A 25,831-nucleotide genomic window follows, 5' to 3' on the forward strand; every position below is an offset into this window, starting at 1 on the left:
CTTCCCATCCCGAACAGGACCGTGAAACGATTACGCGCCAATGATAGTGCTGCAACCAGTGTGAAAGTAGGTTATCGTCAGGCTTTTATTCCGCAGACCCCCACCCAAGCAATTGTGTGGGGGTTTTGCTTTAAGTGAGAATAGTCGATTTTGTAAGTGGTTTCACAGATCTTAGTGAAATTAGCTGGAGAAAAGACTAGACAAGAAGTTAGATTATGCAGTATAATTTTGCTTCTGTTGATGTGGTGACACACATCAAGTTTATCTGACTAAGCAAGAATATGGGTGCTTAGCTCAGTTGGTAGAGCGGCGCCCTTACAAGGCGTAGGTCGGGAGTTCGAGCCTCTCAGCACCCACCACAGATAAACAGCAAGAACGGTTAAGTAGTTTCGGAGTGGTAGTTCAGTTGGTTAGAATACCGGCCTGTCACGCCGGGGGTCGCGGGTTCGAGCCCCGTCCGCTCCGCCAGTTTCAAGAAAAAAGACAAGCGATGCTTGTCTTTTTTTTCGTCCGCATTTTCCTGCACTTCAAGCGCTGCAATTCCTCTGCTCCTCTACATTTTTAATTTCCGCTCGTGATCTCCCATATTAAATCCTGCAACCAGGCATACAGACTGATCTCTCAGCATCACTCTGTGGTGTAGCTGGCATTTCGAACGGTATACCGTTTGCCTGCGTAGCGAAGGCTGTTTGCAAGCAGCCTTTCATTCTTCTGTATTTCTGTGTTGCGAGGTCTTCAGCCGCAAAACAAAACCCCCGCCTAATTACTTAAGCGGGGGTTTTATTGGGCAAGAAGCATCAGTACATCACGCAGCCTGGGCGCTGTCCATCTCACCATCTAAAGCAAACACCACGTCGCTGAGCAAACTGGCCAGCTCGGCAGTCATGAGCACAAAGTCAGCATCAAAGCGTTCTTCTTCATTACTGCCCTTATCCTTGCTTTCATCGAGCACATCCAGCGGCTTTATGCGCTTGATCGTCAGGGTATCGGTCAGGACAAAGCTGACCTTGTCATCCCAGGTCAGGGCCAGCTTGGTACATTGTTTGCCGGCAGTAATATGCTTCTGGATATCGTCCGGCTCCAGGGTGTAACGCACATAGCGCACGGTAGCCTTATCTTCAGTCGAAGACTTGAGTTCAGTATCCTGGTCTATGGTAAAGCCCTTGGGGGCTTCGTTACCTGCCAGCCAGCCTGTCATGGCGGCTTGTGGGGAAGTTTTGGTGCGCAGGCCTTCCAGTGGCAACTTGTCGCAGCACTTCAGCAAGAGCTTGATGACTTCATCGGCCTTGGAAGGGCTGGAGGCATCAATGACCAGCCAGCGGTTCACTGGGTCTATCCAGACATTGGTATTGCGCTTGACGGCAAAGGCGCGTGGCAGCAATTCCTCGGTGATGCGCTCTTTCAGGTCTTTCATGGCTTTGCGGCCAGGTGCGAAACCTTGTTCTTCTTCTATTTCCAGTGCACGGGCCTTGGTGACCTGGTTAATGACGCTGGAAGGCAGCAATTTCTTTTCTGTTGCCAGCGAAATCAGGAATTGCTGATTCACGCTATGTACTAGCTGGTCATTATTGCGTGGTGATGCCCAGCCCTGGCTTTGCATCTCATTCGAGGCACATTGTGAAAATGCAATGCGTGACAATTGGGCATGCAACTCCTCGGCAGTGATCTTCCAGGGAGTTGTCAGACGAAAAACTTGTAGATTCTTGAACCACATAGCGTATCCAGACGAAGAAAACCTAGCATTCTACACGTCTGCGCTGGGCCACTCACGACCAAAAATACCTCTTTCGCGGCAAGAACTAACGCTTCGTCGCTTTCCGGCATACAGGTTCGATGGACTTTGCAATACTTCTTCCATCGCAGCAGAACAAACCAAGCGAAACGACACTAGCAGCACTAACAGCACTCAAGGAGATCATCATGTTTAGCCAAATTATCAGCAACACACCAATCTATGTATGGGCAATTCTGGGCTTTCTGGCGTTTCGTGGTTTCAAAGCCAGCGTAGACCGCGAATTGGCGCTCAGGTCCGTCGTCATCATCCCTCTGGTCATGCTGGGCTTGTCTGCGCACGGTATTGTGGCAGGCTTTGGTACTGAACCTTTGGTCATTGCTGCCTGGATTGCAACGATGGCAGCAGGTGCAGCAGTATCCTGGAGTATGGTCAGCGACAAGAATGTCCGTATCCTGGCAGACAAGGGCACCGTGTTCTACCGCGGCAGCTGGGGTCCGCTGGTCATGATGATGGCTATCTTCATCATGAAATACATCGTGAATGTTGCCTTGCATGTCAATCCGGCCCTGCACACAAATATGCAATTTGCCTTGATCAGTACTGCCTTGTTCGGTCTGTTTAACGGTTTGTTCCTGGGTAAAATGCTGCGTGTCCTGGTCATGCATAAACTGGCAATGTCTTCTGGCCCGGTATTTACCAGCTCTGCTGCCGTATAAAACACGACGGACTGGCTAAAGGAAGAGGATGGGTAGTGGATGGGTAGTAATTGGTAACAAGAAGATGCACGATTAGCTTGCAGCATCTCAGACAGAGGACAGGGTAGACAGTATAATGTCCCCTGTCCTTATTTTATTTATTGTCAAAATACAATAAAAATTCTGTGCCATGCTAGCTGAACAAAAACAAGAATTATTGAAATTATTCCAGAACGCGGTTGAACCCCTGCTGGTCGGTTCCGAGCTTAAGCCCGTCATAGCGCTGGAACGTCCACGTGACCCTTCCCATGGCGACGCTGCCTGCAATATCGCCATGCAGATTGCCAAACCGCTGCGCAAGAATCCGCGTGAACTGGCGCAGGCTATCGTGGCAGCAGTCGAAGCCCAAAATAGTCCGCTGGTTGCCAGTGTGGAAATCGCTGGTCCTGGTTTTATCAATATCCGTCTTGCTACCGCTGCCAAACAGGCCGTGGTTACTACTGTTTTGCAAAAGGGCGCTGAATTCGGCAAAAGCCAGCGCGGTAATGGCGAAAAAGTGGTGGTGGAATTTGTTTCTGCCAACCCTACCGGCCCCCTGCATGTAGGCCATGGCCGCCAGGGTGCGCTGGGCGATGCCTTGTCGGCCTTGCTGGATGCACAAGGTTATGCCGTCAGCCGCGAGTTTTACTATAACGATGCTGGTGTACAGATCAATAACCTGGCTTTGTCAGTACAGGCGCGCGCCAAAGGCTTTGCGCCTGGTGATGCTGGCTGGCCAGAGTCTGCCTATAACGGCGATTACATTGCCGATATCGCACAAGACTTTTTGGCGAAGAAGACAGTCTCTGCCGGTGACTGCGCGCCAGTGACTGCCAGTGGCGATGCCGATGATATTGAATCCATACGCCATTTCAGCGTGACTTACCTGCGCCGTGAGCAGGATGCAGACTTGCTGGCTTTTGGTGTCAAATTCGATAATTACTATCTCGAATCTTCGCTCTACAAAGACAACAAGGTAGAGACGACCGTGGCTGCCCTGAATGCTGCTGGCAAGACTTATGAGCAAGATGGTGCCCTGTGGCTGCGTACTACCGACTATGGCGACGACAAAGACCGCGTCATGAAAAAGTCGGATGGTACTTACACTTACTTCGTACCCGACGTGGCTTACCATGTCACCAAATGGGAGCGTGGTTATCGCAAGGCCATCAATATCCAGGGTAGTGACCATCATGGCACCATTGCCCGTGTGCGTGGCGGCCTGCAGGCTTTGAATGTAGGCATACCGCAAGGCTATCCTGACTACATCCTGCACAAAATGGTTACCGTCATGAAAGACGGTGCCGAGGTCAAGATTTCCAAACGTGCTGGTTCTTATGTGACTGTGCGCGATCTGATCGAATGGTCGGCTGGCGGCGATGAACTGCGGGGCCGCGATGCCGTGCGTTTCTTCCTGATTTCCCGTAAGGCAGATACTGAATTCGTGTTTGACGTCGACGTTGCCCTGGCACGTTCAGATGAAAACCCGGTGTATTACGTACAGTATGCCCATGCACGTATCTGCTCGGTACTGGCGCAATATGCGACAGACGAAGCCGCTTTTGCACCACTGGCCAATGTAGACCTGTCTCCATTGGTAGCACCACGCGAAGCCAGTTTGCTGGCCAAGCTGGCAGAATATCCAGAAGCGCTGGAAAAAGCCCTGGATGAACTGGGACCGCATCAGGTGGCATTCTACCTGCGCGATCTGGCAGGTGAATTGCATAGCTATTACAATGCTGAGCGGGTTTTGGTTGATGATGAAGCGACCAAACTGGCGAGACTGGCATTGATGCTGGCAACCCGTCAGGTATTGCGTAATGGCCTGGCATTGCTGGGTGTATCCGCACCTAACAAGATGTAAGCCAGCAGATTCAAGTCAAGAAACCAGCTGAAAACAAGCTCACAAAACTCGTCGGAGACGCATGAAAGCTCAACAGAACGCCCCAAAACAACAGCATAGCCAGCGCGGCAGTACCCTGACTGGCATCATTATTGGCCTGGTAGTAGGTCTGGCTATCGCCGTTGGGGTGGCGATGGTTATTACCAAGACATCGACACCATTTACCAATAAAAATGGCAAATCGGACAAGGCTGACATTCCTCTGACGCAATTACAAGATCCAAACAAGCCTCTGTATGGCAATAAGGATGCGGTCAAGGAAGCCAATAAGGAATTAGTTGCCAGCAAGCCTGCAGAAACTGTTGCGCCGCCTCCTCCAAAACCGGTAGAAGCCAAACCTCCAGAAAAAACAGCAGCAGAAAAAGCTGCTGAAAAAGCCGAGAAAGCAGCAGAAGCTGCCAAGCATGACAATGGCGAAGAAAAATATATTTACTTTTTGCAGGTTGGCGCGTTTAAGGAACAGGCAGCAGCAGAAAACAGCCGTGCCAAATTGGCACTGATAGGTTTTGAAGCACGTGTTCTGGAAAAAACCTCTGACTCAGGCACCATGTACCATGTGCGCCTGGGCCCATATTCTCAACTGGAAGCAATGAACCGTACCCGCTCCAGATTGTCAGAGAATAGTGTGGATGTCGCTGTTGTACGTACTGTCAAGTAATCGTCTGGCGATGGTCTGGTAGTGGCAAGGTAGTGGCCCGGTAATTTCAGTAATCGTGTAAAGGAATAGTGATGCAATTTTTCAGTCAAATCAAACGTCGCATGTTCATGCTGGCTGGTTTGTCTCTGGTGGCTGGTGCAGTCAGTGCCTCTCCTGCCGCGCCACAGGCAGGTGTTGAATATCAGGTGCTGAAACGCCCGCAGCCTGTCGAAGGCGGCAAGAAAATTGAAGTCATAGAATTCTTTGGTTATTTTTGCCCGCATTGCTATGCGCTTGAGCCTTTGCTGGCTGAGTGGGTTAAAAAACAGGGTGATAATATTTCCTTCAAACGCATCCACGTCAATTTTCATGAGTTGATCCCGCAGCAAAAACTCTATTTCAGTATGGAAGCCATGGGGAAGGCTGACGAGTACCACATGAAAGCCTTCCAGGCTTTTCACGTCAATCGCAATCGCCTGCAAACTGATGCCGATGTCATGGAATTTGTCAGCAAGTCTGGCCTGGACAAGCAAAAATTTGCCGATGTCTATAACTCCTTTTCCATCAATAGCAAATTGAGCCGCGCTACCCAGTTGGCAAATGCCTATCAGATTGATGGCGTACCTTCGATTGCCATTGATGGCCGTTATGTGACATCTCCTGTGATGGCGGCAGCGACCATGACACGCGTGACGGAAGAGTCACAAAATCGTGCAGCAATAGAGGTACTGGACTATATAGTCGCCAAGGTGCAGCAGGGCAGAAATGCACCGGCTGCAACAGCTCCGGCGACACCTGCAGCTTCAGCCAATGCACCGGTCAAAAAGAAATAAGCGCATTTCTTATTGCAGCAAGTCCGCCACACCGGCGGACTTTTTTCATTGGACATCATGAAAACTGTTTTTATCACTGGCGCATCTTCAGGCATAGGCGCTGCCCTTGCCAGGGCCTACGCTGAACAAGGTGCTACCCTGGGCCTGCTGGCCCGCCGTCTGGAAGTGCTGGAAGAATTGCGGCAAAGCTTGCCCAATCCTGGCCAGCACCATATCTATGCCGTCAATGTCACTGACCACGCTGCTTTGGCGCAGGCCGCCAATGATTTCATGCAGGCCGTGGGGCAGGTCAATATCGTGATTGCCAATGCCGGTATCTCGGTTGGCACGCTCAGTGAATATGCCGGTGACATCAAGGTGTTTGACAGCGTATTGCAAACCAATCTGATCGCCACGGTAGCGACCTTTTCGCCTTTCATCAATGCCATGAAAACCTATGCGCACAAGACCGATTGCCGCCTGGTCGGCATAGGCAGCGTCGCCGGTATCAGAGGCTTGCCAGGTGCAGGTGCTTACTGTGCATCCAAGGCAGCGGTGATCAGTTATTGTGAATCCCTGAGGGTGGAATTACGTGACAGTGGCATACGCGTGGTGACTATTGCTCCGGGTTACATCGATACCCCCATGACCAAAGATAATCCCTATCCCATGCCCTTCCTGATGCCGGTCCAGCCATTCTGTAGCTTGGCCTTAAGAACGATAGATGCGGGTAGCTCTTACCGCGTCATTCCCTGGCAAATGGGTGTGGTCGCTAAATTACTGCGCATCTTGCCTAATGGGCTATATGACGCCGTATTTGCCAGGGCACGCCGCAAACCGCGTGCCGCAGACCAGGCATGAGCATGTTGGTAGACTCGCTGGTAGATGCGCTGGGCAAGCAGCATCAGCCCTGTGCAGCCAAGGATGAGCCACGCATCGTCAGTCTGGTGCCCTCGATTACAGAATTGCTGTGTGAGCTGGGCCTGGCACGCTATCTGGTCGGGCGTACCGGTTTTTGCATACATCCCAAATCAGTAGTGCAGGCTATTCCCAAGATAGGTGGTACCAAGGATGTGAATATAGAGAAAATCCGCCAGCTGGCACCTACCCATCTGATTGTTAACATTGATGAAAATGAAAAGCCGACGGTAGAGACCCTGGCGCAATTCGTCCCTCATGTGATCGTCACCCATCCGCTGGTTCCGCGCGATAATCTGGACTTGTATCAATTGCTGGGCGGGATATTTGGCGTGCAGGAAAGGGCGCAGGAACTGTGTAGCCAGTTCGAAGCTGCCTACGCCGCCTTGAGCCCTGCCATGGCCTCTTCACCAGCCCATACCCAGCAGGTCGTCTACTGCATCTGGCAAGACCCCTGGATGACGGTCAGTCGCGACACCTATATTGCCGCCATGCTGGCACTGATAGGCTGGCAAACCTGGTCACCATCCAATAGCATCTTGCGTTACCCCGGCTTCCAGTGGAGCAGCGCCATCCAGCATCCCATAGACCGTGTGCTGTTATCGACCGAGCCCTACCGTTTTACTGAAACCCATGTGGATGCACTGGAAAAGCAGCTAGGCTTGCCTGTGCAACTGGTGGATGGTGAAATGTTGTCCTGGTATGGCAGCAGGGCGATTGCTGGTCTGCAATATTTAAAGCAACTGTCTGCGCAATAAGGTTATGCAATTCGGCATAACAATCCCAAATTCGAAATACGTCTATACAAATTACACAAAAATGCCACACTGCATAGCACAATAATTGACACTCTAATATCTGGACAACCATACTTCTGGGCATACCAGTTAAGGTTTTCTATATATTCTTGGAGAAGTTTGTTATGAGTAAGATGCGCAAAGCGATTTTACTTGCCCTGTATGGTGCAAGTGCAGCAACTGTTTTCAATCCCGCCGTAGTGAATGCGCAAACAGCTCCCGCCGCAGAAAAAGCCCCTGAACCGGCCATGCAAACCATGACCATCGTTGGCTCTCGCCGCGCCAACACCAGTGCTACCAATACGCCTTTGCCTGTCGATTTTATTTCCGTCTCCAAGGCTGCAGAGCAGGGTGGTCAGTTTGACCTGGCCCAGACTCTGGCCAATATCTCGCCTTCCTTCAACTCCACTCGCCAGACCGGTGCTGACGGTGCTGATCTGGTGGATTCTGCCGCCTTGCGTGGCCTGGGTTCAGACCAGACCCTGGTGCTGGTGAATGGCAAGCGTCGCCATACAGTATCGCTGGTCAACCTGTTTGGTGCCCGTAACCGCGGCAATACCGGTACTGACCTGAATGCCATCCCCGTCATGGCCATCAGCAATGTGCAAGTCTTGCGTGATGGTGCCGCCGCCCAGTATGGCTCAGATGCGATTGCCGGTGTCATGGACATCACCCTCAAGAAAAGCCTGGGTTGCGAAGCCAGCTTTGGTTACAGCCAGTATTCTGTAGGTGACGGTAAAAACTATCTGCCATCCGCTTATTGCGGCATCGCCCTGGGCGAAAAAGGCGTGCTGGGTATCACCGTTGAATACACTGACCGTGGCCGCTCCAACCGCGCTGATCCAGGCAACCCACGCACCATTGGTGACACCAAGGTTACTGGCCCTACCGTTTACCTGAATGGTGAAGTAGGTAACGGCGGCAATGACAAACTGTATTTCACTTTGGGCACGCAACAACGCAAGGCATCCTCTGCTGCCTGGGCACGCGGTGGCATAGGTTCTGACGATATTCCTTCCCGCAATTCTGCCGCCATGTATCCGAATGGTTTCGTGCCTTACATCAATGGTGATATCAATGATATCTATGGCACGGTAGGCTATAAATGGGACATCGGCGAATGGCGTGCCGACCTGTCGCAGACTTATGGTTTTAATGAACTGAAGTACAACATCAGCAATACCATCAATGCCTCGATTGCCAACAAGGACTTGCTGGCCGGTGGCAAGGGCATCAGCCCCAGCAGTTTCAATGCTGGTGGTTTCTCTTTCTCACAAGCGACGACCAACCTGGATTTCAGCCGCTTCTTTGATGGCTTCATGAACGGCGTCAACTTCGCATTCGGTGCAGAATACCGTCGTGAAAACTACAAGATCAACGCCGGTGAGCCAGGTTCTTACAATGACGTCGATGGCCTGGGTTTTGGTGGCAATGCCGGTAGTCAGGGTTTCCCCGGCTTCCAGCCTGGTGACCGTACCGACAAAAACAGAAACAGTATCGCCGCCTATGTCGATGTAGAAACCGACGTGACCAAGCTCTTCAAGCTGCAAACGGCCATTCGTGGTGAGCGTTATAGCGACTTTGGTTCTACCCTGACTGGCAAAATCGCTGGTAGCTACAAGGTAGCAGATGAAGTCTTGCTGCGTGGCTCGGTCAGTACAGGTTTCCGTGCACCATCGCTGCAACAAGTGTATTTCTCTTCCACGTTCACTGACTTCATCAGCGGTGTGCCTATGGACGTTGTGCTGGCACCGAATGGTGGCGCAGTGGCCAATGCAGCGGGCATCCCCAAGCTCAAGGATGAAACTTCGAAAAATTACACGCTCGGTCTGACGTTCAAACCAAGTAATGCAGTTGCCGTGACAGCCGACTTGTATCGCATCGATATCGCCGATCGCATCGTCTTGTCCGGCCGTTTTGATGCTGACAATTACCCGGCTCTGGGCACTACCCTGCAAGCGCTGGGTGTAGGCCAGGCACAGTTTTTTGTGAATTCCATCAACACCAAGACCCAGGGCCTGGATTTGACGGCGTCCCACAAAACCAATCTGGGTTCAGGCAAATTGTCGACTTATCTGGGCTTTAACTACAGCAAGACCGAAGTCACCAAGGTACAGGCTCCACCATCTTTGAAAGGCTATGAAGATGTGCTGTTGTCTGAACGTGAACGCCTGTTCATCGAGCAAGGTGGCCCAAGAATGAAAGCCACTCTGGCATTCAACTATGAGCAAGGTCCATGGGCCAGTGAATTCAAGGTCATCCACTACGGTTCACAAACCCTGGGTACATTCTCAGGCACCGCGTCTGGGGTGCCAAATGCCCGTTATGAACCAAAGACTTCGGCTGACGTGGCTTTGACTTATGCCTTCAATGACACCACCAAGCTGACTGTAGGTGGCAATAATATATTCAACGTCAAGCCGACTCGTCAGGATCCGAATGAAACCGATAATGGTTTCTACTATGACAGCGTACAGTTTGGCCTGGGTGGCGCATCTTACTTCCTGAAACTCTGGAAAAAGTTCTGATCCAGTTCCCAGCCTGGGTGTAATCTTGCCCATCAAAAAAACCGGCCTGCATGCAAATGCCAGGCCGGTTTTTTTATCAGGGTAATATGTATCAGGTTTTGTTGGTCAAGGTCACTCCGGCAATGACCAGCAAACCACCGACTATCATGGATGGCAAAATGGGTTCCCCTAAAATCAGCGCACCCAGGCTGATACCAAATACCGGTACCAGATTGTTGAATACCGCCGTGCGTGATGGGCCTATGCTTTTCACGCCTTCGTAATACCAGACAAAACCTATGACTGTGCCAAACGCACCCAGATAGACGAGTGAAGCCAGCACTTGCCAGCTCATGCGGGCTGGTTCAAAGCGCGGCAGTTCCAGTACCGCACCCAGGCCCAGCAAGAGCAAGCCCCAGAGTGAAGCGTAAGTGGTGGCTGCAATCGGTGACAATCCCTTCAGGGCATGTCTGCCTATGATGGTATAGGCAGCCCAGCCACAGATCGCCGTCAGCATGAACAGCTCGCCCTTGCCCAGCGATTTCGATAAATCATGCACCGCCCCCATCAAATCGCCGCGGGTGATGACCACCGTGGCACCGGCAAAAGCCACCATGATGCCCAGCCAGCGTACCGCGCTCAGCCTCTCACCAAATAGCAGGGCCAGTGCCAGCGCAGTGACTATGGGGTTCAAGGCCACAAACAGGGCAGTGCGCCCGGCTGGCATGTTTTCCAGTGCAGCAAAAAAGCACAGGTTATATAAAAAGATGCCGGTTGCACCGAGTGCAAATGTCGCATGCATTTGCGGCTTGCTGAGCTTGGGCAAGCCGCCTTCAAGACGCCAGGCCAGCAAGAACAATAAAGCACAGGCCACCGCAAAGCGGATAAAGGCCGCAATCATATGCGGTATCTCTTTGGCGACCAGACGCCCGGCAATGAAGGTGCCACCCCAGAACAGGGCGACACAGACAAGTTTCAGATAGGTGGAGACAGGGGCTTTATTCACGATGGAGTAGGCTATGCAAAAAACCAGTTAGCCTACACCAAAATCAGGCCCGCCGTTTTTACCTGTGTATGTTGCGCAAACCTTGCTGATAGATCACTTCGGCTATTTGTATCGCATTCAGGGCAGCGCCCTTGCGCAGATTGTCGCCACTGACGAACATTGCCAGACCATGCGCTACCGTGGGGTCAGGGCGCACCCGGCCAACAAATACAGGGTCGCGGCCAGTCGCCATCAAGGGATTGGGCACTTCGGTAACGACGACACCAGCAGCACTATGCAGTAAATCAAGTGCGGCCTCTGCAGTGATACTCTGCTCAAATTCAGCATTGATGGACAGTGAATGTCCGGTAAATACAGGTACGCGCACACAGGTGCAGGAGACGCTCAAATCCGGAATACCAAGTATCTTGCGGCTTTCATTACGCAGCTTGATCTCTTCTTCGGTATAACCATCTTCGACGACCTTGTAGTTGTAGGGCACGACATTGTAGGCAATCGGCACCTGCCATTTCTTCGGTGCGGGAAAGTCTATGCCCTCACCATCATTAACCAGTCTGGTGCAGTCATCACCTGCTTTTTGCATCTGGCTTGCCAGCTCTTCCACACCTGCAACACCGCCACCCGACACTGCCTGATACGTGCTGACGATCAAACGCCGCAGCACAGCTTTATCATGCAGGGGTTTCAGTACAGGCATGGCCGCCATGGTGGTGCAGTTGGGGTTTGCAATGATGCCCTTGGGGATATTTGCCAGATCATATGGATTGACTTCTGCCACCACCAGCGGCACCGCAGGGTCCATGCGCCATGCCGAGGAATTGTCGATGACCAGCGCACCCGCAGCCGCGACTACGGGTGCCAGTTGCAATGAGGTGTCTCCACCTGCCGAGAAAAATACCACGTCCAGGCCAGAATAATCAGCCGTCGCTGCATCTTCAACAAGGATCTGGCTTCCTTTCCAGTTGAGTGATTTTCCGGCAGAACGCGCAGACGCAAACAAGCGCAATGAGCGGACCGAGAAGTTGCGTTCTTCCAGCAGCTTGAGCATGAATTCACCGACCAGGCCAGTTGCGCCGACTACGCCTACATGCATGCCATGCGGGTAACGCTCCAACGAAAGGGCCGAGCGTGTAGGTCGCGCTGGATTAGCTACTGAAGGGTTTAGATCTTGATGATTTTGATGATGAGAATCTGATGCCATGTAAATCTCCTTAAAAGTGACCAGGAGACAGGCATCAAGCTATATGCACCCGCCTCGTAGGCGGGTTGCGAAAAAATGAAAAAGCGCTAACCCACCATTGCGATAATGGTGGTCTTAATGCTCAGCGTGGAGGCAAAGTGGCTTTTCATGAATTGATGGTAACAGACTTGATAACAGTGATCAAGCCTACATGATTTCAAGCAGCAGGACACCGCGAGCAGGCACTTTGATTTTCTGCGCCAGTTCAAATTCCTGTCCACTGAACACATCTTTGGCTTTTGCGCTTGCAGGCAAAACCTCAGCAAAGCGCGCCGTTGCCAGTTCAGTCGCAGTCGTATTCTTGTTCATCACCACCATGATTTTGCGCTTCTGGTCATAGCGGAAATAGACATAGATGCCATCCTGCGGCGCGAAGTGCATGAGTTTGCCGTTGTGGATGCTGCTCTGGGTCTTGCGCCAGCTCAGTAGTTTTTTGACAAAGGCCTGGGCTTCCAGTTGCTTTGCATTCAGGCCAGCACCGGTAAAGGCATTTACTGCATCACCCGCCCAGCCACCGGGAAAGTCTTTTCGAAAAGCGCCATCATCCCTGTGCTTGGTGCTGGTCATCAAAATCTCCGTCCCATAATAAAACTGAGGTGTACGCGGCATGGTGGCGACATAGGTGATCGCCATCTTGAACAAATCCAGGTCTTCATCAAGTGCGCTGTACAGACGGCTGACATCATGATTGCCCTCAAACAGCACCATAGCTGATGGCTTGGGGTAGAGTTGGTCATTAACGAGGGCTTCATACAGAGTAGCAAAACCGGAATGCAGGTTTTCTGGCGCTACCAGAGCCTTACGCAAAGTGTCATGCAAGGGGTAGTCCATCATGCTGGGCATGTGCGATATATAGCCGTTGGCATTCTTGTGCCCGCGCAACCAATGCGCTACCAGGTTGGGATTGTCTGACCATTCTTCACCTACCAGTGTCAGTTGTGGATATTCCTGCATGACGCGGCGCGACCATTCGCTTAGAAAACCTGGGTCGGAATAGCCATACGTGTCCGCCCGTATGCCAGCCAGCCCGGCATATTCTATCCACCAGATGGTATTTTGTATCTGGTAATTCGCCACCAGCGGGTTGCGCTGGTTCATGTCTGGCATGTGCACTTCAAACCAGCCCTGGGTGAAATTCTTTTTATCGATGGCCGATGCATACGGGTCACTGGCCGTTGTGCGCGCATGATAGGTCGGTACAAATTCACCGTTGTAGCTGAGCCAGTCTTTACTCGGTAAATCCTTCATCCACCAGTGGCCATCGCCAATATGATTCAGCACGATATCCTGGATCACGCCTATGCCCTGCTTTTTGGCTTCGGCTATCAGTTGGCGATATTCTTCGTTGCTACCCAGGCGGGCATCGACCTTGTAATAATCGGTGGCGGCATAGCCATGATAAGAATAAGTCTGCTGATTATTCTCCACTATCGGGGTAGGCCAGAGCATGGTGTAACCCATGCCAGCGATATAGTCGAGGTGGTCGCGTATGCCCTTGAGGTCACCACCATGGCGGCCAGCACTGGCGTCATTGCGGTCCAGTTTGTCAGCAAAGCCGGGCAGGCGGTCATTGCTGGTGTCGCCGTTGGCAAAACGGTCAGGCATGAGATTGAGGATCACATCTGCAGGACCAAAGCCACGCCGCTCTGCAGCGCCCTTTTCACGTGCCTTGAGTTCATAGGGGATGGCAAATTGCTGGCTGCCCTGCTGCATCCTGATATCGAATTTGCCAGGGCGGCTTGCAGGGGCAATCTGCAAATCCAGGAACAGGTAATTGGGATTGCTGAGCTTATGTATCGCCTTGATTCGCACACCAGGGTAGTTGATGCGCGGGGTGTAGCTGGCAATTTGCTTACCATGCAACATGATTTGCAGCTTGTCTGTCTTCATGCCCACCCACCAAAAGCCGGGCTCCACATGTTCCATGACTGGCTGTGCCTGTGAATATACCGGTAGCAGGGCCAGCAAGCCGATGGACAGACCAACAAAGTCAGTGATTTTCACTGCATCTCCTTGATAATAATTCTATTTATATTATGTACTTTAACTACATTTATTTATTAATTCTAAATTAATTGCTCTAATTTGGATATTTTATTCAATTAGTGCGCGTATTTTTATTACAAATCATGCTGACGCCTTAGAGTCGGTCATTATTTCAAAGCCAGAACTAGGGCTGGATATTGCCTCTTTTTTGAGCTTCAATCAGGCGCTGTATTTGATATTTTCTAAGCTATCAAAATCAGGCTGAGCGGTATCAGCGAAAGCAAGGGTTGCACAAACGGGGCAACTCGCATCCCGGGAGGATATATGCAGGATATTTCAAATTTAAATGGCATTTTTGGCGACATGCAAGCCTTGCAAGGCAAGCTTAAATCCAGGCTGGCAGATGTGGAGCAAAATGCAGAAAAGTTCAAGACGGCGCTGCAAGCAGCGATAAAGCCGGAAACCAAGGCCGAGCTGGTCAGCAGTCTGAAAGAAAAAAGCAGCACGCTGCTGAATGGCAATGGTTATGCCACCGATCTGGTTTCGCAAATACAAGCAAGCTGGGCTGCGCTGGGTGAACAGCTACAGGCACCACAGTCTGCACCGGCCCCTGTGATTGCGCCTGTAGTTAGCGCGAACACCACAAGTACGGCAGCGACGGCAAGCAGTATCGCGACTACAAGTGCAGCTGCAAGTGTCAATACAGTTGCCAGTGCCAGCACGACAGCACCAGTTGTGGCTAGCACTGCAAAGACGCCCGCAGCGACCCCACCTGTTGCCGCGCCTGCGACAAGCATTGCTCCGGTCAACACGACACATCCGCCATACAGGGTGTATGACCCAGCAAATCCTTCTGCTTTTGCTGAGCCTACAAATCCTGGTGCTGGCCCGAATTTGCTGGCGGCAGACTTGGTGTTCAATCCTGACCCAAGGCCAGACTCTGTGCATTCACTGAAATACCCGGTAGCAACAGGAACAGCCGACCGCGGCGAGCAGTTAAAAAACTATGAAATCGCTTATGAAAAATTGAGTAGCGAAAATAATGCCTGGAACCAGAAAAATATAGCAATCCGCAGCCAGACTTTACTGAACTCGCCCTATGCGGCATTTGCGAATGTCAAAGGGGTGAACCTGGCCGCACAATCTGACCCTTACACTCAGGCCTATATCGCTGATCCGAACAAGGCACCGGGCTAGTCACGGATTGACCAGCCAGCGCTGCCTGTCAGTAATGACAGGCTTGCCTTCGCAAGTTAGTGAACTAACTTTTACCCAAGCCTTTCCTGGATCTGCAGGGGCGCAGCTAAATTTATTCTTAATAATTCAGACAGAACTATTTTTCAGGCTGGCAGTCTCAAGGGCTGCTAGCTGTTTTGTCGTTGCCGACGACGAAATGGCTAGTCCGTTCCACTATTCCGGAGTGCCACCGTGAAATCATTTTCCATAGCCTTGCTGTTTGCTTGCAGCCTGATGGCGTCCACAGCCCATGCGCAACAAGACCCCGCTTTGTTTCAACCCGGTCTGATTTCTGATGGAGGTGTTTTTGGTCTGGCCTTATCCCCGGATGGGCAACAGGCATTTTGGGTGCAATCGCAAGGGCGGCGGGTGGCTTTGCGCATCATGAGTTCAAGCAAGGTCGATGGAGTCTGGCAAACGCCGCAAGTGGCAAGTTTTTCCAGGGACACGCAATGGAAGGATATTGATCCTGCCATCAGCCCTGACGGCAAGACCCTGATTTTTCAGTCCAACCGGCCTGTGCCCGGCAAGCCAGAGCGCAAGGGTTTTGATATCTGGGCGAGCAGCAAAACTGAGTCTGGCTGGGGCGAGGCTTACCACCTCGGCAATGTCATCAATACCGATGCCTCTGAGTCATCAGCTTCGATAGCCGCGAATGGCAATATCTATTTCATGAAGGAGAATGAAGAAGCGGCCCAGCAATCTGATCTGTATGTATCCCGTTTCATCAATGGGGCTTACCAGACACCAGAAAATCTGGGGTCACCCGTCAATAGCAAGGAACGCGAGTCGAATCCTTATATTGCACCTGATGAAAGCTATCTGATTTATTTTTCTACCAAGCCAGGTGGATATGGCGATGTCGATTTGTATATCAGCTTCCGCGAGCAGGGCAAGTGGACCGAGGCGGTTAATCTTGGCCAGCCCATCAATTCAAGCGCGGCAGAATTTTGCCCCCTGGTACATCAGGGCCGCATATATTTGTCACGACAAGTTAAACAAGGTGACAGGTTCACAGAAAATATCTATTCTTTCCCCTTTGATGCCGAACAGTACAGAAGCAGGCGCTGAGGCAGGAAGATTGCAGGCAGGTGTATGATGCCGCTTGCTCAGGACAGGATATTTGCATGAAAAAATTGCAGTGGCTACAGCGCTATACCAGCGTGATTCCAGGTTTGCTTATCGTATTGGCGGGCGCTCTGCCAGCCAGCAGTGCTATGGCAGCAGCGGCGGCGATTCCTACCTATACCTATGAAGTGGTGCATGCTTATCCGCATGATCCAAATGCTTTTACCCAGGGTCTGTTTTTCAAGGATGGGTTTCTATATGAGAGCACGGGTTTGCAGGGTCGTTCTTCAGTACGCAAGCTCAGGCTGGAAACAGGTGAAGTCTTGCAAAAAACCGATTTGCCAAGGCAAATTTTTGGTGAAGGCATCACCTGGTGGGACAAACGCCTGATAGGCATCACCTGGACGACACAGGCAGGGTATGTGCTTGATCTTGACAGTTTTGCCTTTCAAAAAGAATTCAACTACAAGGGGGAAGGCTGGGGTCTGGCGCGCAATGATAAGGAAATTATCATGAGCGACGGCACGGCCGAGCTGCGTTTCCTTGACCCTGAAACCCTGCGCGAAACCCGCCGCATCAAGGTGACTGCCGATGGCAAGCCGGTAGATCAATTGAATGAACTTGAATGGGTGAAGGGCGAGATTTTTTCCAACATCTGGCAAACCGACATGATCGCCCGCATAGACCCCAAAACCGGCAAGGTGGTGGGCTGGATTAATTTGAAAGGCATATTGCCCATGGGTGACCGCATCCTGAATCAGCCCGATGTACTCAATGGCATTGCCTATGATGCAGCCAAAGACAGATTATTCGTCACCGGTAAATTGTGGCCAAAATTGTTTGAAATCCGTTTGATCAAGCGTTAGATATCACATCATGCATAAAATACTGTATTGCCTGGCTTGCGCTGTGATGAGCTTGTTGCTGAGCACGCTCTCTGCGCATAGTCTGGCGGCTGATAACAGGCTGGAAAACCAGCTCATCCTGGCTCTCAAAATCAAACCGGACGGGCAAGACAGGCAGGCCGAATCCAGGCCTGTGATACGGGCTTACCAGCAAGCCGCGATCATCAGTAAAAAGCCGCAGCAGCGTGCCGACTACATCGATTTTTATCTCTTGCAAAAACCAGCCAGCTTCATGGGGCATACATTGATTTTGCTGGAAGAAGAATACATGGATAAGTATGTAGGCTGTTGTGTCAGTCCTGGCATGGGACTGATGTTGAAGACCAATGATGATACGCGGGCCGTACAAGAGTTTGCCGACAAAAATGCCTGCACTTTCACCCCGCATGCGGATGTGTTTGACAGGCTGAAGACATTTGGTATTGCTCATAAATTAGCCAAAGCCGATTACGCCATGCTCAGTTGCCGCGAGAGAGACACGCAGAAATAATCAGTTTGATGCCTGAAATGCTTTGTCATGGCTTGTAGTTGCTTGCCTTTTTGTATATAAAGAGAGCTTGCCAGCCCGGTCTTCCTGTCATGAAAGGAAAGTGTCATGTCTGAGCCTTACCGCAGCCCTTCCGATATTTATCCCAGTCTGATTTATGAGGACGCACCTGCCGCTATAGACTGGCTGGTGCGTGCCTTTGGTTTTACCTGCCGTTTTGTCGTGCCTGGTGAGGGCAACCGGGTAGAACATTCAGAGCTGAGCCTGGGTACAGGTGTCATCATGGTAGCCTCGCCCAAGGCAGAGACGCATCATGTCAGCCCCAAATCCTTGACCGGTATTTCGCAGGCACTTAGTGTCTATGTGGAGGACCCGGATGCCCATCATGAGCGGGCCATTGCCGCTGGTGCAAAACTGGTACGGCCACTGCAAACCGAGGATTATGGTGCCAGGGGTTATATGGTGCTCGACCCTGAAGACCATCTCTGGTATTTCGGTAATTACCGGCCCGGTGAATACTGGCAGGATAAATAAGCTTAGGGCAAATTCATCAAGCATTCATCAACCAATTTCAGGAGTAAATGTTCATGCATAAAGGCAGCTGCCATTGCGGCAAAATTGCATTTGAAGTCGAGGGTGAGATAGACAGCGGACTCGCCTGTAATTGTTCCATCTGCCAGCGCAAGGGTTCGCTGCTGTGGTTTGTGCCATTCACGAATTTGCACTTGCTGACGCCTGAAGATGCTGCCAGTACCTACATCTTCAACAAGCATGTGATACAGCATAAATTTTGCCCCACGTGCGGCATGCATCCCTATGCAGAAGGTGTAGACCCCAAAGGCAACAAGGTAGCTGCCATCAACCTGCGCTGCCTGGAAGATATCGATCTGGCAGCGATACCCGTGCATCACTATGATGGCCGGGCTTTATAAAAAAGGATGGAGATGTTCAAAAAATATTTGGGCACGGCCAGTATATTGCTGGCCATTGTCAGTCTGGGTTTATTGCCTGCACATGCAGATTCCACCGATCCAAAGCGCGCTGCTCTGGTTGCGCAACTGACGAAATTGTCCGATGACTGGGATGCTGCCATCGTTCGCAAAGACAAGGCGGCGATAGAAGCCAATATGGCAGAAGACTTTCGCCAGATAGACGGCGATGGCGATATCGAAACCAAGACCAGTTTTGTCAATGGCCTGGTATCAGACAAGCTGGAAATTGATCCCTACAAGGTAGAGGATTTTGAAATACGCCTGTACGATAATGTTGCCTTGCTCAGTGGCCGCACCAAAATGACGGGGCGCTACGATGGCAAGCCTTTCAAATCACATTACCGCTATATCGATATCTATGCACAGCGCGATGGCAAATGGCAGATAGTCAGCGTGCAGATCAGTAAGATACCGCAACAGTAAGAAATATCGCCCCGGCATGCATATGAGCATATGAGTTGGGGCGATATTTCTTTACGCTTATTTCACAGCGAAGCGCAACACCCCATCCTCACCCATTTCCCTGCGCAAGACACCGTCATACCAGAGCTTGTGCAAATGAGCCAGTGCTTCACCTATGGCGAAAGTCAGCTGGTGAGAATCCAGCGGACGGCGGAACATGATGGGGACAATATCCATCGCTGATTGTGGAATGGCGCAGGCGACCTTCACTTCTTCCAGTCGCTCGGCATGATGGTCTTGCAATTGCTGCACGCGGGTATGCAAGCCCTTGAAGGGTTTGCCATGCGAAGGCAGGATCAGCACATCTTCTGGCAGTGGCAGGTATTTTTGCAGTGAATCCATATACTGCTGCACGGGATTGGCTTCCGGCTCTATCGCAAACACTGAGACATTGGTAGAAATGCGCGGCAACAGCATATCGCCAGAGATCAGGATATTCAGCTCTGCGCAATATAGTGAAGCATGTTCAGGCGAATGCCCAAAACCGGTGATGACTTGCCAGTGACGTTGGTTGATGATGACATCCAGCCCTTCTTGCATGCGGTGGTAGGCGGTTGGCACGGTAGGTACCAGTCTGGTGTAGTGCGTCTTTCTCTCTTGAATTTGCTCCTGCATGCCGCTATCGACCAGGCCATGCTTGCGAAAGTGCGGGAACATGGCCGTGCCATCCGCACCCGGCAGACTGGCCGACATCATGCGGGCAAAGGCATATTCGCCTGCCGTCATCCACAGCTGCACATTCCAGCGGCTGCACAGCCAGTCGGCCAGGCCTATGTGGTCGGGGTGGCAGTGGGTGGCGAGGGCGCGGATGATGGGCAGGCCGCGCAAATGGTTGTTCAGGTCGCCAAACAAAATCTCCCAGGCATCGCGGGTAGCGTCGCTGGCGATGCCGCAATCGACGACCGTCCAGCCATGCACCTTGCCCTGGCTGGTTTCGAGCTCATCTTCCAGCAGCCACAGATTGATATGGTTCAGGGCAAAGGGCAGGCCCATGCGTATCCACAGCACACCCGGGGCGATTTCCATGGTCTTGCCGGTGTCGGGCAAGGTTTCGCCAAAAGGATAGTGTAGTTGTTGTTCTAGTAAATTCATGGCTGTCTCTTTTGTTATTGTGGTGGCTATGTTTTCTCATTATGGATGACTCCAGAAACACTGGAATAGCCTACAATGCGATTTAAAACTATTTGACGTTAACGTCAACTGCATCAAGTGCAGATTGTAATCAGAAAACTGTTTCTGTGTTTTTTCACCAGATTGACCATGGCCACCTATACCATTACCGAACTTGCCCGCGAATTTGATATTACCCCGAGGGCGATACGATTCTATGAAGATCAGGGTTTGCTGAGCCCCACACGCGAAGGACCGGGCGGCCGCAACCGTGTCTACACAACGCGGGAGCGTACCCATCTGAAGCTGACCCTGCGCGGCAAACGCCTGGGCCTGAGCCTGTCGGATATCAAAAGCCTGGTCGATATGTACCGCTCTCCCAAGGATACCGAAGTACAGTTGCAAAGCTTCCTGGTGGTACTGGCAAGGCATAGGGCGGCACTCGAGCAGCAGCGCGAAGATATAGAAATCATGCTGGCAGAAATCAGCGCGCATGAAGAAAAAAGCCGTAGTTTGCTGGAACAACTTGATCATGCAGAAAAATAAATCCTGCTAGTAAAATTAATAAGATTAATAAGAATGTCATGGCCTGGATGAACAGTTTGATAATGCCCATGTCTGACTTGCAGTCGAAAAGCATTAAATGATTGAATTGACGTTTACGTAAACGTCAATTGGACGTATTATTTTTGCCTGAGATGGTTTTTCCTTGGCTATTGGGGGTTTTATGAGCAATCAGGCAACACAACAAAGCAGAGCGACACTGGATCACAAACTGGCTCTGAGTTTGCTGGAGAGCTTCAATGCCAAGGGTGCTTTGATGGCCTGGAATGCCCGTCTGACCAGCATCACCCCAGGCGCATGCGAAATCAGCCTGCCTTTCAGTGATGCAGTTAGCCAGCAGCATGGCTATTTCCATGGCGGTGTGATTGGCACGATAGCTGATGCAGCAGGTGGCTATGCAGCGAATACTCAGTTGATGCCGGTGAGTGAGTGCTTAACTGCAGAATACAAGATCAATATCGTTGCACCCGGCAAGGGCGATACCTTGATCGCCCGTGGCAAGGTCTTGAAGGCAGGCAAAACCCTGGTGGTATCCAGCGCAGAAGTATTTGTCGTGCATGAAGGCCAGGAAAAACTTTGCGCCATCATGCAACAGACCTTGTTCGTGATACCCAAGGCAGAACCGAAGATTTAATCCAGCCACTGTTTTTTAAACAGTGATTGTAAGCAGTACTATGGTTGGCAAGCTTGATCATAAGTCAACATAAGCCAGCGAATTTTAATTTTATAAAAGTGTGAGGACGACATGCTCCATTTACCAGGTTTGACTTTTGATCACGGCGAAGACATCGCCGCTTTGCGCGAAGCCGTGCAACAATTTGCCCAGGCAGAAATCGCCCCGCGCGCTGCCGAGATAGACCGCAGCGACCAGTTCCCCATGGATTTGTGGCGCAAAATGGGTGACCTCGGCATCCTGGGTGTGACCGTCAGTGAAGAATACGGTGGCGCAAACATGGGCTATCTGGCCCATATCATTGCCATGGAAGAAATTTCCCGTGCTTCTGCCTCCGTCGGCCTGTCCTACGGTGCCCACTCCAACCTGTGCGTGAACCAGATCAAGCGCAATGGTACAGAAGAACAAAAAGCCAAATACCTGCCAAAACTCATCAGCGGTGAACATATAGGCGCACTCGCCATGTCCGAGCCAAATGCCGGTTCCGACGTGGTCAGCATGAAGCTGCGCGCCGACTGGAAGGGGGACCGCTGGGTCTTGAACGGTACCAAGATGTGGATCACCAATGGTCCCGACGCCGACACTTTGGTTGTATATGCCAAGAACGACCTGGAAGCTGGCCCACGCGGCATGACAGCCTTCTTGATAGAAAAAGGCTTTAAAGGCTTCAGCATTGCGCAAAAGCTCGACAAACTCGGCATGCGCGGTTCCCACACAGGTGAACTGGTATTCGAGGATTGCGAAGTCCCGGCAGAAAACGTGCTCGGTGGCCTGGGTAAAGGCGTTAATGTCCTGATGTCTGGCCTCGATTTTGAGCGTACCGTCTTGTCCGGCGGCCCGCTGGGCATCATGCAAGCCTGTATGGACGCAGTGGTTCCTTATGTGCATGACCGCAAGCAATTCGGCCAGCCTATTGGTGAATTCCAATTGATGCAGGGCAAGCTGGCGGATATGTATTCCACCATGATGGCTTGCAAGGCCTATGTCTATGCTGTTGGTCAGGCTTGTGACCGTGCCACCACACCCGAAGCAGTGCGCGCCTTGCGCAAGGATGCTGCCGGTGCGATTTTGTATTCCGCAGAAAAAGCCACATGGATGGCGGGCGAAGCCATCCAGACCCTGGGCGGCAATGGTTACATCAATGAATACCCGGTAGGTCGCCTGTGGCGCGATGCCAAGTTGTATGAAATCGGTGCCGGCACCAGCGAGATACGCCGCATGTTGATAGGCCGTGAATTGTTTGCAGAAACCAAATAAGCCATTTGCGCTACACTGCTCAAGTATGACTCAACTGCATATTTCCACGCCCCTGCTTGAACACAGGCGTCTCTCAGCCAGCCTGTCCAGATCAGTCTGGCTGAAGATGGAAAACACCCAGCCTTCGGGCTCGTTCAAGCTGCGCGGCATAGGCTTGATGTGCCAGCGCGCTGCCGCCAACGGGGCCAGACACTTTGTCTGCCCCTCTGGTGGTAATGCAGGCTTTGCCGCTGCTGTGGCGGGCGTGGCATTGCATGTGCAAACCACCATACTGGTGCCGCAAACCACGCATGAAAGCGTGCGTGCAGCCATACGTGCCATTGGTGCCACCGTCATCGTCGAAGGTGGCGTCTGGGATGAAACCAATCAGGCCGCCTTGCGTTTGTGCGAGCAACCAGGCACCGTCTACATTCCGCCGTTTGACCATGCCGACATCTGGGATGGCAATGCGACACTGATTGATGAAGTGGCCGGCAAACTCGATTTTGATGTAGTCATTTGCTCCGTCGGTGGCGGTGGCTTGCTCAGTGGTATTGCGCTGGGGCTGGAACGTAATGGCCTGGGCCATATCCCCATCATCGCCTCAGAAACCGAAGGCGCGGCTTCCCTGCATGCGCCAGTGCAGGCAGGTGAACTGGTGACCTTGCCAGCGATCACCTCCATCGCCAGCACCCTGGGTGCGCGCAAGGTGGCGCAACAGGCATTTGACTGGACACGCAGGCGCACCGTGCATGCTGTGACAGTCAGCGATGCCCAGGCCGTGCAGGCTTGCCTGGACTTTGCCGACGACATGCTGGCCCTGGTGGAACCAGCTTGCGGTGCAGCTTTGGCAGTTGCCTATCAGAATTTGCCAGTACTGGCTGAGTATAAAAAACCACTGATCGTAGTTTGTGGTGGCATTGCCGTGGATTTGGGTAAACTACAGGCTTGGAAAAACCAGTTCCATCCCGCAGTTAACACTGACTGAGACTGACTGAGCGCCAACCATGCCCCACACCTATTTCCCCAAATTGCTGTCTTCGCAAATCGCCTTTGATATCGCCAGGTCAATACTCGACGGCTTTGACAAGCATTACCGTTTGTTCAGGGCCAGCAGTCAAAGGGCAAAGCAGCAGTTTGAAACAGGTGACTGGAAGGCCGCGCAAGTTGCTGCACGTGAGCGCATAGGTTATTACGACACCCGCGTGCGTGAATGTGTGCAGGCACTGGAAGATGAATACGCAGAAGAAGATCTCAGTGATGAAGTCTGGCGCGAAGTCAAACTCCATTACATGGGTATGCTGATAGATCACCTGCGCCCCGAGCTGGCCGAGACTTTTTTCAATACCGTCTGTACCAAGCTCCTGCACAGAAATTATTATCACAATGACTTTATCTTTGTGCGTCCAGCAACCTCGACCGAGTATCTGGAAAGTGAAGATACGCCGCCGAGTTACCGCGTCTACTATCCGGCCACGGACAGCCTGAACTTCACCATCAAGCGCATCGTCACGAACTTCCAGTTGAATGCAAAATTTGAAGACCTGGACCGCGATGTAGCTCTGGTAGAAGCACGTCTGCGTGAAAATTTCGGCCCCGCCAAGCTCGAGCCAAATCACCAGATACAGGTATTGGCCAGCCTGTTTTACCGTAACAAGTCAGCCTACATCATAGGCAAGGGTATCAATGGCAATAAGGAATATCCCTTTGTCATTCCCGTCATGCATAAGCGCAAGGGTGAGCTGGTACTCGACACGGTGATTTTTGACACCATGCTCATCACAGTGCTGTTCTCTTTTACGCGCGCCTATTTCATGGTCGACATGGAGGTGCCATCGGCCTATGTGCAATTCATACGCAGCATCTTGCCCAAGAAACCGCGCAGTGAAATCTACACCATGATAGGCCTGCAAAAGCATGGCAAGAATTTGTTTTACCGCGATTTTTTGCATCACCTCAAATACTCATCCGACCGCATAGAAGCCGCACCTGGCATACGTGGTCTGGTGATGCTGGTGTTTGCGCTGCCGTCTTTCCCGTATGTATTCAAACTCATCAAGGACAGTTTCCCACCACCCAAGGAAACCACCAAGGCCCTGATCAAGGAAAAATACCTGCTGGTAAAAAACCATGACCGCGTAGGCCGCATGGCAGATACCCTGGAATACTCGGATGTGGCATTTCCGCGCTCACGTTTTTCTGAAGAACTGCTGGCCGAGATCAAACAATATGCACCTTCATTACTGGAAGTGAATGACGATGAAGTCGTCATCAAGCACCTGTACATAGAACGTCGCATGACGCCGCTGAATATCTGGCTCACAGAAGCTGAGCAGCGCGGTGACATGGCAGGCATGGAACACGGCCTGAAAGAATATGGCAGTGCCATCAAGGACCTGGTGGCAGCCAACATCTTCCCTGGTGACATGTTGTACAAAAACTTTGGTGTCACCCGTCATGGCCGTGTCGTCTTTTATGACTATGATGAAATCGAATACATCACCGACTGCAATTTCCGCAAGATACCTTTGCCGCGCAACGAAGAAGACGAGATGTCTGCCGAGCCCTGGTATCCGATCGCAAAAAATGATGTCTTCCCAGAACAGTTTGGCACTTTCCTGCTGGGGAATAAAAACGTCAAAGAATATTTTATGAAGCACCACGCTGACTTGCTGACCGCCGAATACTGGCAGGCCCGCAAGAAGCGCATAGTCGATGGCAAGGTGGATGATGTGTTTCCGTATCCGCAGGAAATCCGTTTTTGCAATCAGACCAGTACAACAAGTTAAGGCTGCGCATGTTTGTTGACATGCCTCCCGTCAT

Annotated in this window: 24 protein-coding genes and 2 tRNA genes; 21 read left to right on the plus strand and 5 right to left on the minus strand. The window is 51.6% G+C overall.

Going from position 1 to position 25,831, the window contains the following annotated elements:
- The first annotated feature begins 283 nt into the window (after window positions 1–283).
- A tRNA-Val gene (locus DFR42_RS23450) sits at window positions 284–359 on the plus strand.
- Between the two features lie 32 nt (window positions 360–391).
- Window positions 392–468, plus strand: a tRNA-Asp gene (locus DFR42_RS23455).
- A gap of 337 nt (window positions 469–805) precedes the next feature.
- Here DFR42_RS23455 and DFR42_RS23460 read toward each other — a convergent pair.
- Window positions 806–1,714 (minus strand): recombination-associated protein RdgC, encoded by a 909-nt coding sequence (locus tag DFR42_RS23460; RefSeq protein WP_110257491.1) that lies wholly within the window; start codon window positions 1,712–1,714, stop codon window positions 806–808.
- 206 nt (window positions 1,715–1,920) lie between these two features.
- Between DFR42_RS23460 and DFR42_RS23465 the strand changes: the two genes are divergently transcribed.
- The 7 genes from DFR42_RS23465 (at window position 1,921) to DFR42_RS23495 (ending at window position 10,064) form a co-directional block, all read left to right on the plus strand.
- A complete protein-coding gene (locus DFR42_RS23465; protein WP_110257492.1) occupies window positions 1,921–2,451 on the plus strand; it encodes a DUF6622 family protein in 531 nt (176 codons plus the stop codon).
- 169 nt (window positions 2,452–2,620) lie between these two features.
- Window positions 2,621–4,333 (plus strand): arginine--tRNA ligase, encoded by a 1,713-nt coding sequence (gene argS, locus DFR42_RS23470; RefSeq protein ID WP_110257493.1) that lies wholly within the window; start codon window positions 2,621–2,623, stop codon window positions 4,331–4,333.
- Window positions 4,334–4,394: 61 nt separating this feature from the next.
- Window positions 4,395–5,030: an SPOR domain-containing protein gene (locus tag DFR42_RS23475; protein ID WP_110257494.1), complete on the plus strand. Its 636-nt coding sequence runs from the start codon at window positions 4,395–4,397 to the stop codon at window positions 5,028–5,030.
- Between the two features lie 71 nt (window positions 5,031–5,101).
- Window positions 5,102–5,842 (plus strand): thiol:disulfide interchange protein DsbA/DsbL, encoded by a 741-nt coding sequence (locus DFR42_RS23480; protein WP_110257495.1) that lies wholly within the window; start codon window positions 5,102–5,104, stop codon window positions 5,840–5,842.
- A 57-nt stretch (window positions 5,843–5,899) separates the two neighbouring features.
- The gene (locus tag DFR42_RS23485; protein ID WP_110257496.1) at window positions 5,900–6,682 is read left to right on the plus strand and encodes an SDR family oxidoreductase; all 783 of its coding nucleotides are present in this window, start codon (window positions 5,900–5,902) and stop codon (window positions 6,680–6,682) included.
- Window positions 6,679–7,497, plus strand: coding sequence for a helical backbone metal receptor (locus tag DFR42_RS23490; RefSeq protein WP_110257497.1), 819 nt, complete (start codon window positions 6,679–6,681; stop codon window positions 7,495–7,497). The genes DFR42_RS23485 and DFR42_RS23490 overlap by 4 nt, the downstream gene beginning before the upstream one ends.
- 164 nt (window positions 7,498–7,661) lie before the next feature.
- Window positions 7,662–10,064: a TonB-dependent receptor plug domain-containing protein gene (locus DFR42_RS23495; RefSeq protein WP_110257498.1), complete on the plus strand. Its 2,403-nt coding sequence runs from the start codon at window positions 7,662–7,664 to the stop codon at window positions 10,062–10,064.
- Between the two features lie 91 nt (window positions 10,065–10,155).
- Here the strand turns inward: DFR42_RS23495 and DFR42_RS23500 are convergent, their stop codons facing one another.
- From DFR42_RS23500 to DFR42_RS23510, 3 genes are all read right to left on the minus strand, one after another.
- Window positions 10,156–11,049, minus strand: a complete 894-nt coding sequence (locus DFR42_RS23500) for a DMT family transporter (RefSeq protein ID WP_245937060.1) — start codon at window positions 11,047–11,049, stop codon at window positions 10,156–10,158.
- 58 nt (window positions 11,050–11,107) lie between these two features.
- A complete protein-coding gene (locus DFR42_RS23505; protein ID WP_211324401.1) occupies window positions 11,108–12,250 on the minus strand; it encodes an aspartate-semialdehyde dehydrogenase in 1,143 nt (380 codons plus the stop codon).
- 186 nt (window positions 12,251–12,436) lie between these two features.
- Window positions 12,437–14,293 carry a glycoside hydrolase family 13 protein gene (locus DFR42_RS23510; protein WP_245937061.1) on the minus strand — a complete coding sequence of 619 codons (1,857 nt, stop codon included), beginning with the start codon at window positions 14,291–14,293 and terminating at the stop codon, window positions 12,437–12,439.
- A gap of 306 nt (window positions 14,294–14,599) precedes the next feature.
- Between DFR42_RS23510 and DFR42_RS23515 the strand changes: the two genes are divergently transcribed.
- The 7 genes from DFR42_RS23515 (at window position 14,600) to DFR42_RS23545 (ending at window position 19,386) form a co-directional block, all read left to right on the plus strand.
- On the plus strand, window positions 14,600–15,472 hold the full coding sequence (locus tag DFR42_RS23515; RefSeq protein ID WP_110257500.1) for a hypothetical protein: 873 nt from the start codon (window positions 14,600–14,602) through the stop codon (window positions 15,470–15,472).
- 231 nt (window positions 15,473–15,703) lie between these two features.
- Window positions 15,704–16,582 (plus strand): TolB-like translocation protein, encoded by an 879-nt coding sequence (locus DFR42_RS23520; RefSeq protein WP_110257501.1) that lies wholly within the window; start codon window positions 15,704–15,706, stop codon window positions 16,580–16,582.
- Window positions 16,583–16,638: 56 nt separating this feature from the next.
- Complete coding sequence (locus DFR42_RS23525) at window positions 16,639–17,445, plus strand: glutaminyl-peptide cyclotransferase (protein ID WP_110257502.1); 807 nt, start codon at window positions 16,639–16,641, stop codon at window positions 17,443–17,445.
- 10 nt (window positions 17,446–17,455) lie between these two features.
- Entirely contained in the window at window positions 17,456–17,974 is a 519-nt protein-coding gene (locus tag DFR42_RS23530) for a hypothetical protein (RefSeq protein ID WP_110257503.1), read from the plus strand.
- Window positions 17,975–18,079: 105 nt separating this feature from the next.
- The gene (locus DFR42_RS23535) at window positions 18,080–18,505 is read left to right on the plus strand and encodes a VOC family protein (protein WP_110257504.1); all 426 of its coding nucleotides are present in this window, start codon (window positions 18,080–18,082) and stop codon (window positions 18,503–18,505) included.
- 53 nt (window positions 18,506–18,558) lie between these two features.
- A complete protein-coding gene (locus DFR42_RS23540; protein ID WP_211324402.1) occupies window positions 18,559–18,903 on the plus strand; it encodes a GFA family protein in 345 nt (114 codons plus the stop codon).
- 12 nt (window positions 18,904–18,915) lie between these two features.
- Window positions 18,916–19,386 carry a nuclear transport factor 2 family protein gene (locus DFR42_RS23545; RefSeq protein WP_170133654.1) on the plus strand — a complete coding sequence of 157 codons (471 nt, stop codon included), beginning with the start codon at window positions 18,916–18,918 and terminating at the stop codon, window positions 19,384–19,386.
- A 57-nt stretch (window positions 19,387–19,443) separates the two neighbouring features.
- On the opposite strand, the gene DFR42_RS23550 is transcribed toward DFR42_RS23545, so the two are convergent.
- On the minus strand, window positions 19,444–20,517 hold the full coding sequence (locus DFR42_RS23550; RefSeq protein ID WP_110257507.1) for an MBL fold metallo-hydrolase: 1,074 nt from the start codon (window positions 20,515–20,517) through the stop codon (window positions 19,444–19,446).
- 168 nt (window positions 20,518–20,685) lie between these two features.
- Here DFR42_RS23550 and DFR42_RS23555 point away from each other — a divergent pair, with 168 nt between their 5' ends.
- From DFR42_RS23555 to aceK, 5 genes are all read left to right on the plus strand, one after another.
- On the plus strand, window positions 20,686–21,081 hold the full coding sequence (locus DFR42_RS23555; protein ID WP_110257508.1) for a MerR family transcriptional regulator: 396 nt from the start codon (window positions 20,686–20,688) through the stop codon (window positions 21,079–21,081).
- A gap of 181 nt (window positions 21,082–21,262) precedes the next feature.
- Entirely contained in the window at window positions 21,263–21,733 is a 471-nt protein-coding gene (locus DFR42_RS23560) for a PaaI family thioesterase (RefSeq protein WP_110257509.1), read from the plus strand.
- Window positions 21,734–21,844: 111 nt separating this feature from the next.
- Complete coding sequence (locus DFR42_RS23565; RefSeq protein WP_110257510.1) at window positions 21,845–23,029, plus strand: isovaleryl-CoA dehydrogenase; 1,185 nt, start codon at window positions 21,845–21,847, stop codon at window positions 23,027–23,029.
- Between the two features lie 25 nt (window positions 23,030–23,054).
- Window positions 23,055–23,996, plus strand: coding sequence for a pyridoxal-phosphate dependent enzyme (locus tag DFR42_RS23570; protein ID WP_110257511.1), 942 nt, complete (start codon window positions 23,055–23,057; stop codon window positions 23,994–23,996).
- 19 nt (window positions 23,997–24,015) lie between these two features.
- Window positions 24,016–25,797, plus strand: coding sequence for a bifunctional isocitrate dehydrogenase kinase/phosphatase (gene aceK, locus DFR42_RS23575; protein WP_110257512.1), 1,782 nt, complete (start codon window positions 24,016–24,018; stop codon window positions 25,795–25,797).
- Window positions 25,798–25,831: the final 34 nt, after the last annotated feature.

Source organism: Undibacterium pigrum, assembly GCF_003201815.1.
Classification (GTDB): Bacteria; Pseudomonadota; Gammaproteobacteria; order Burkholderiales; family Burkholderiaceae_D; genus Undibacterium; species Undibacterium pigrum.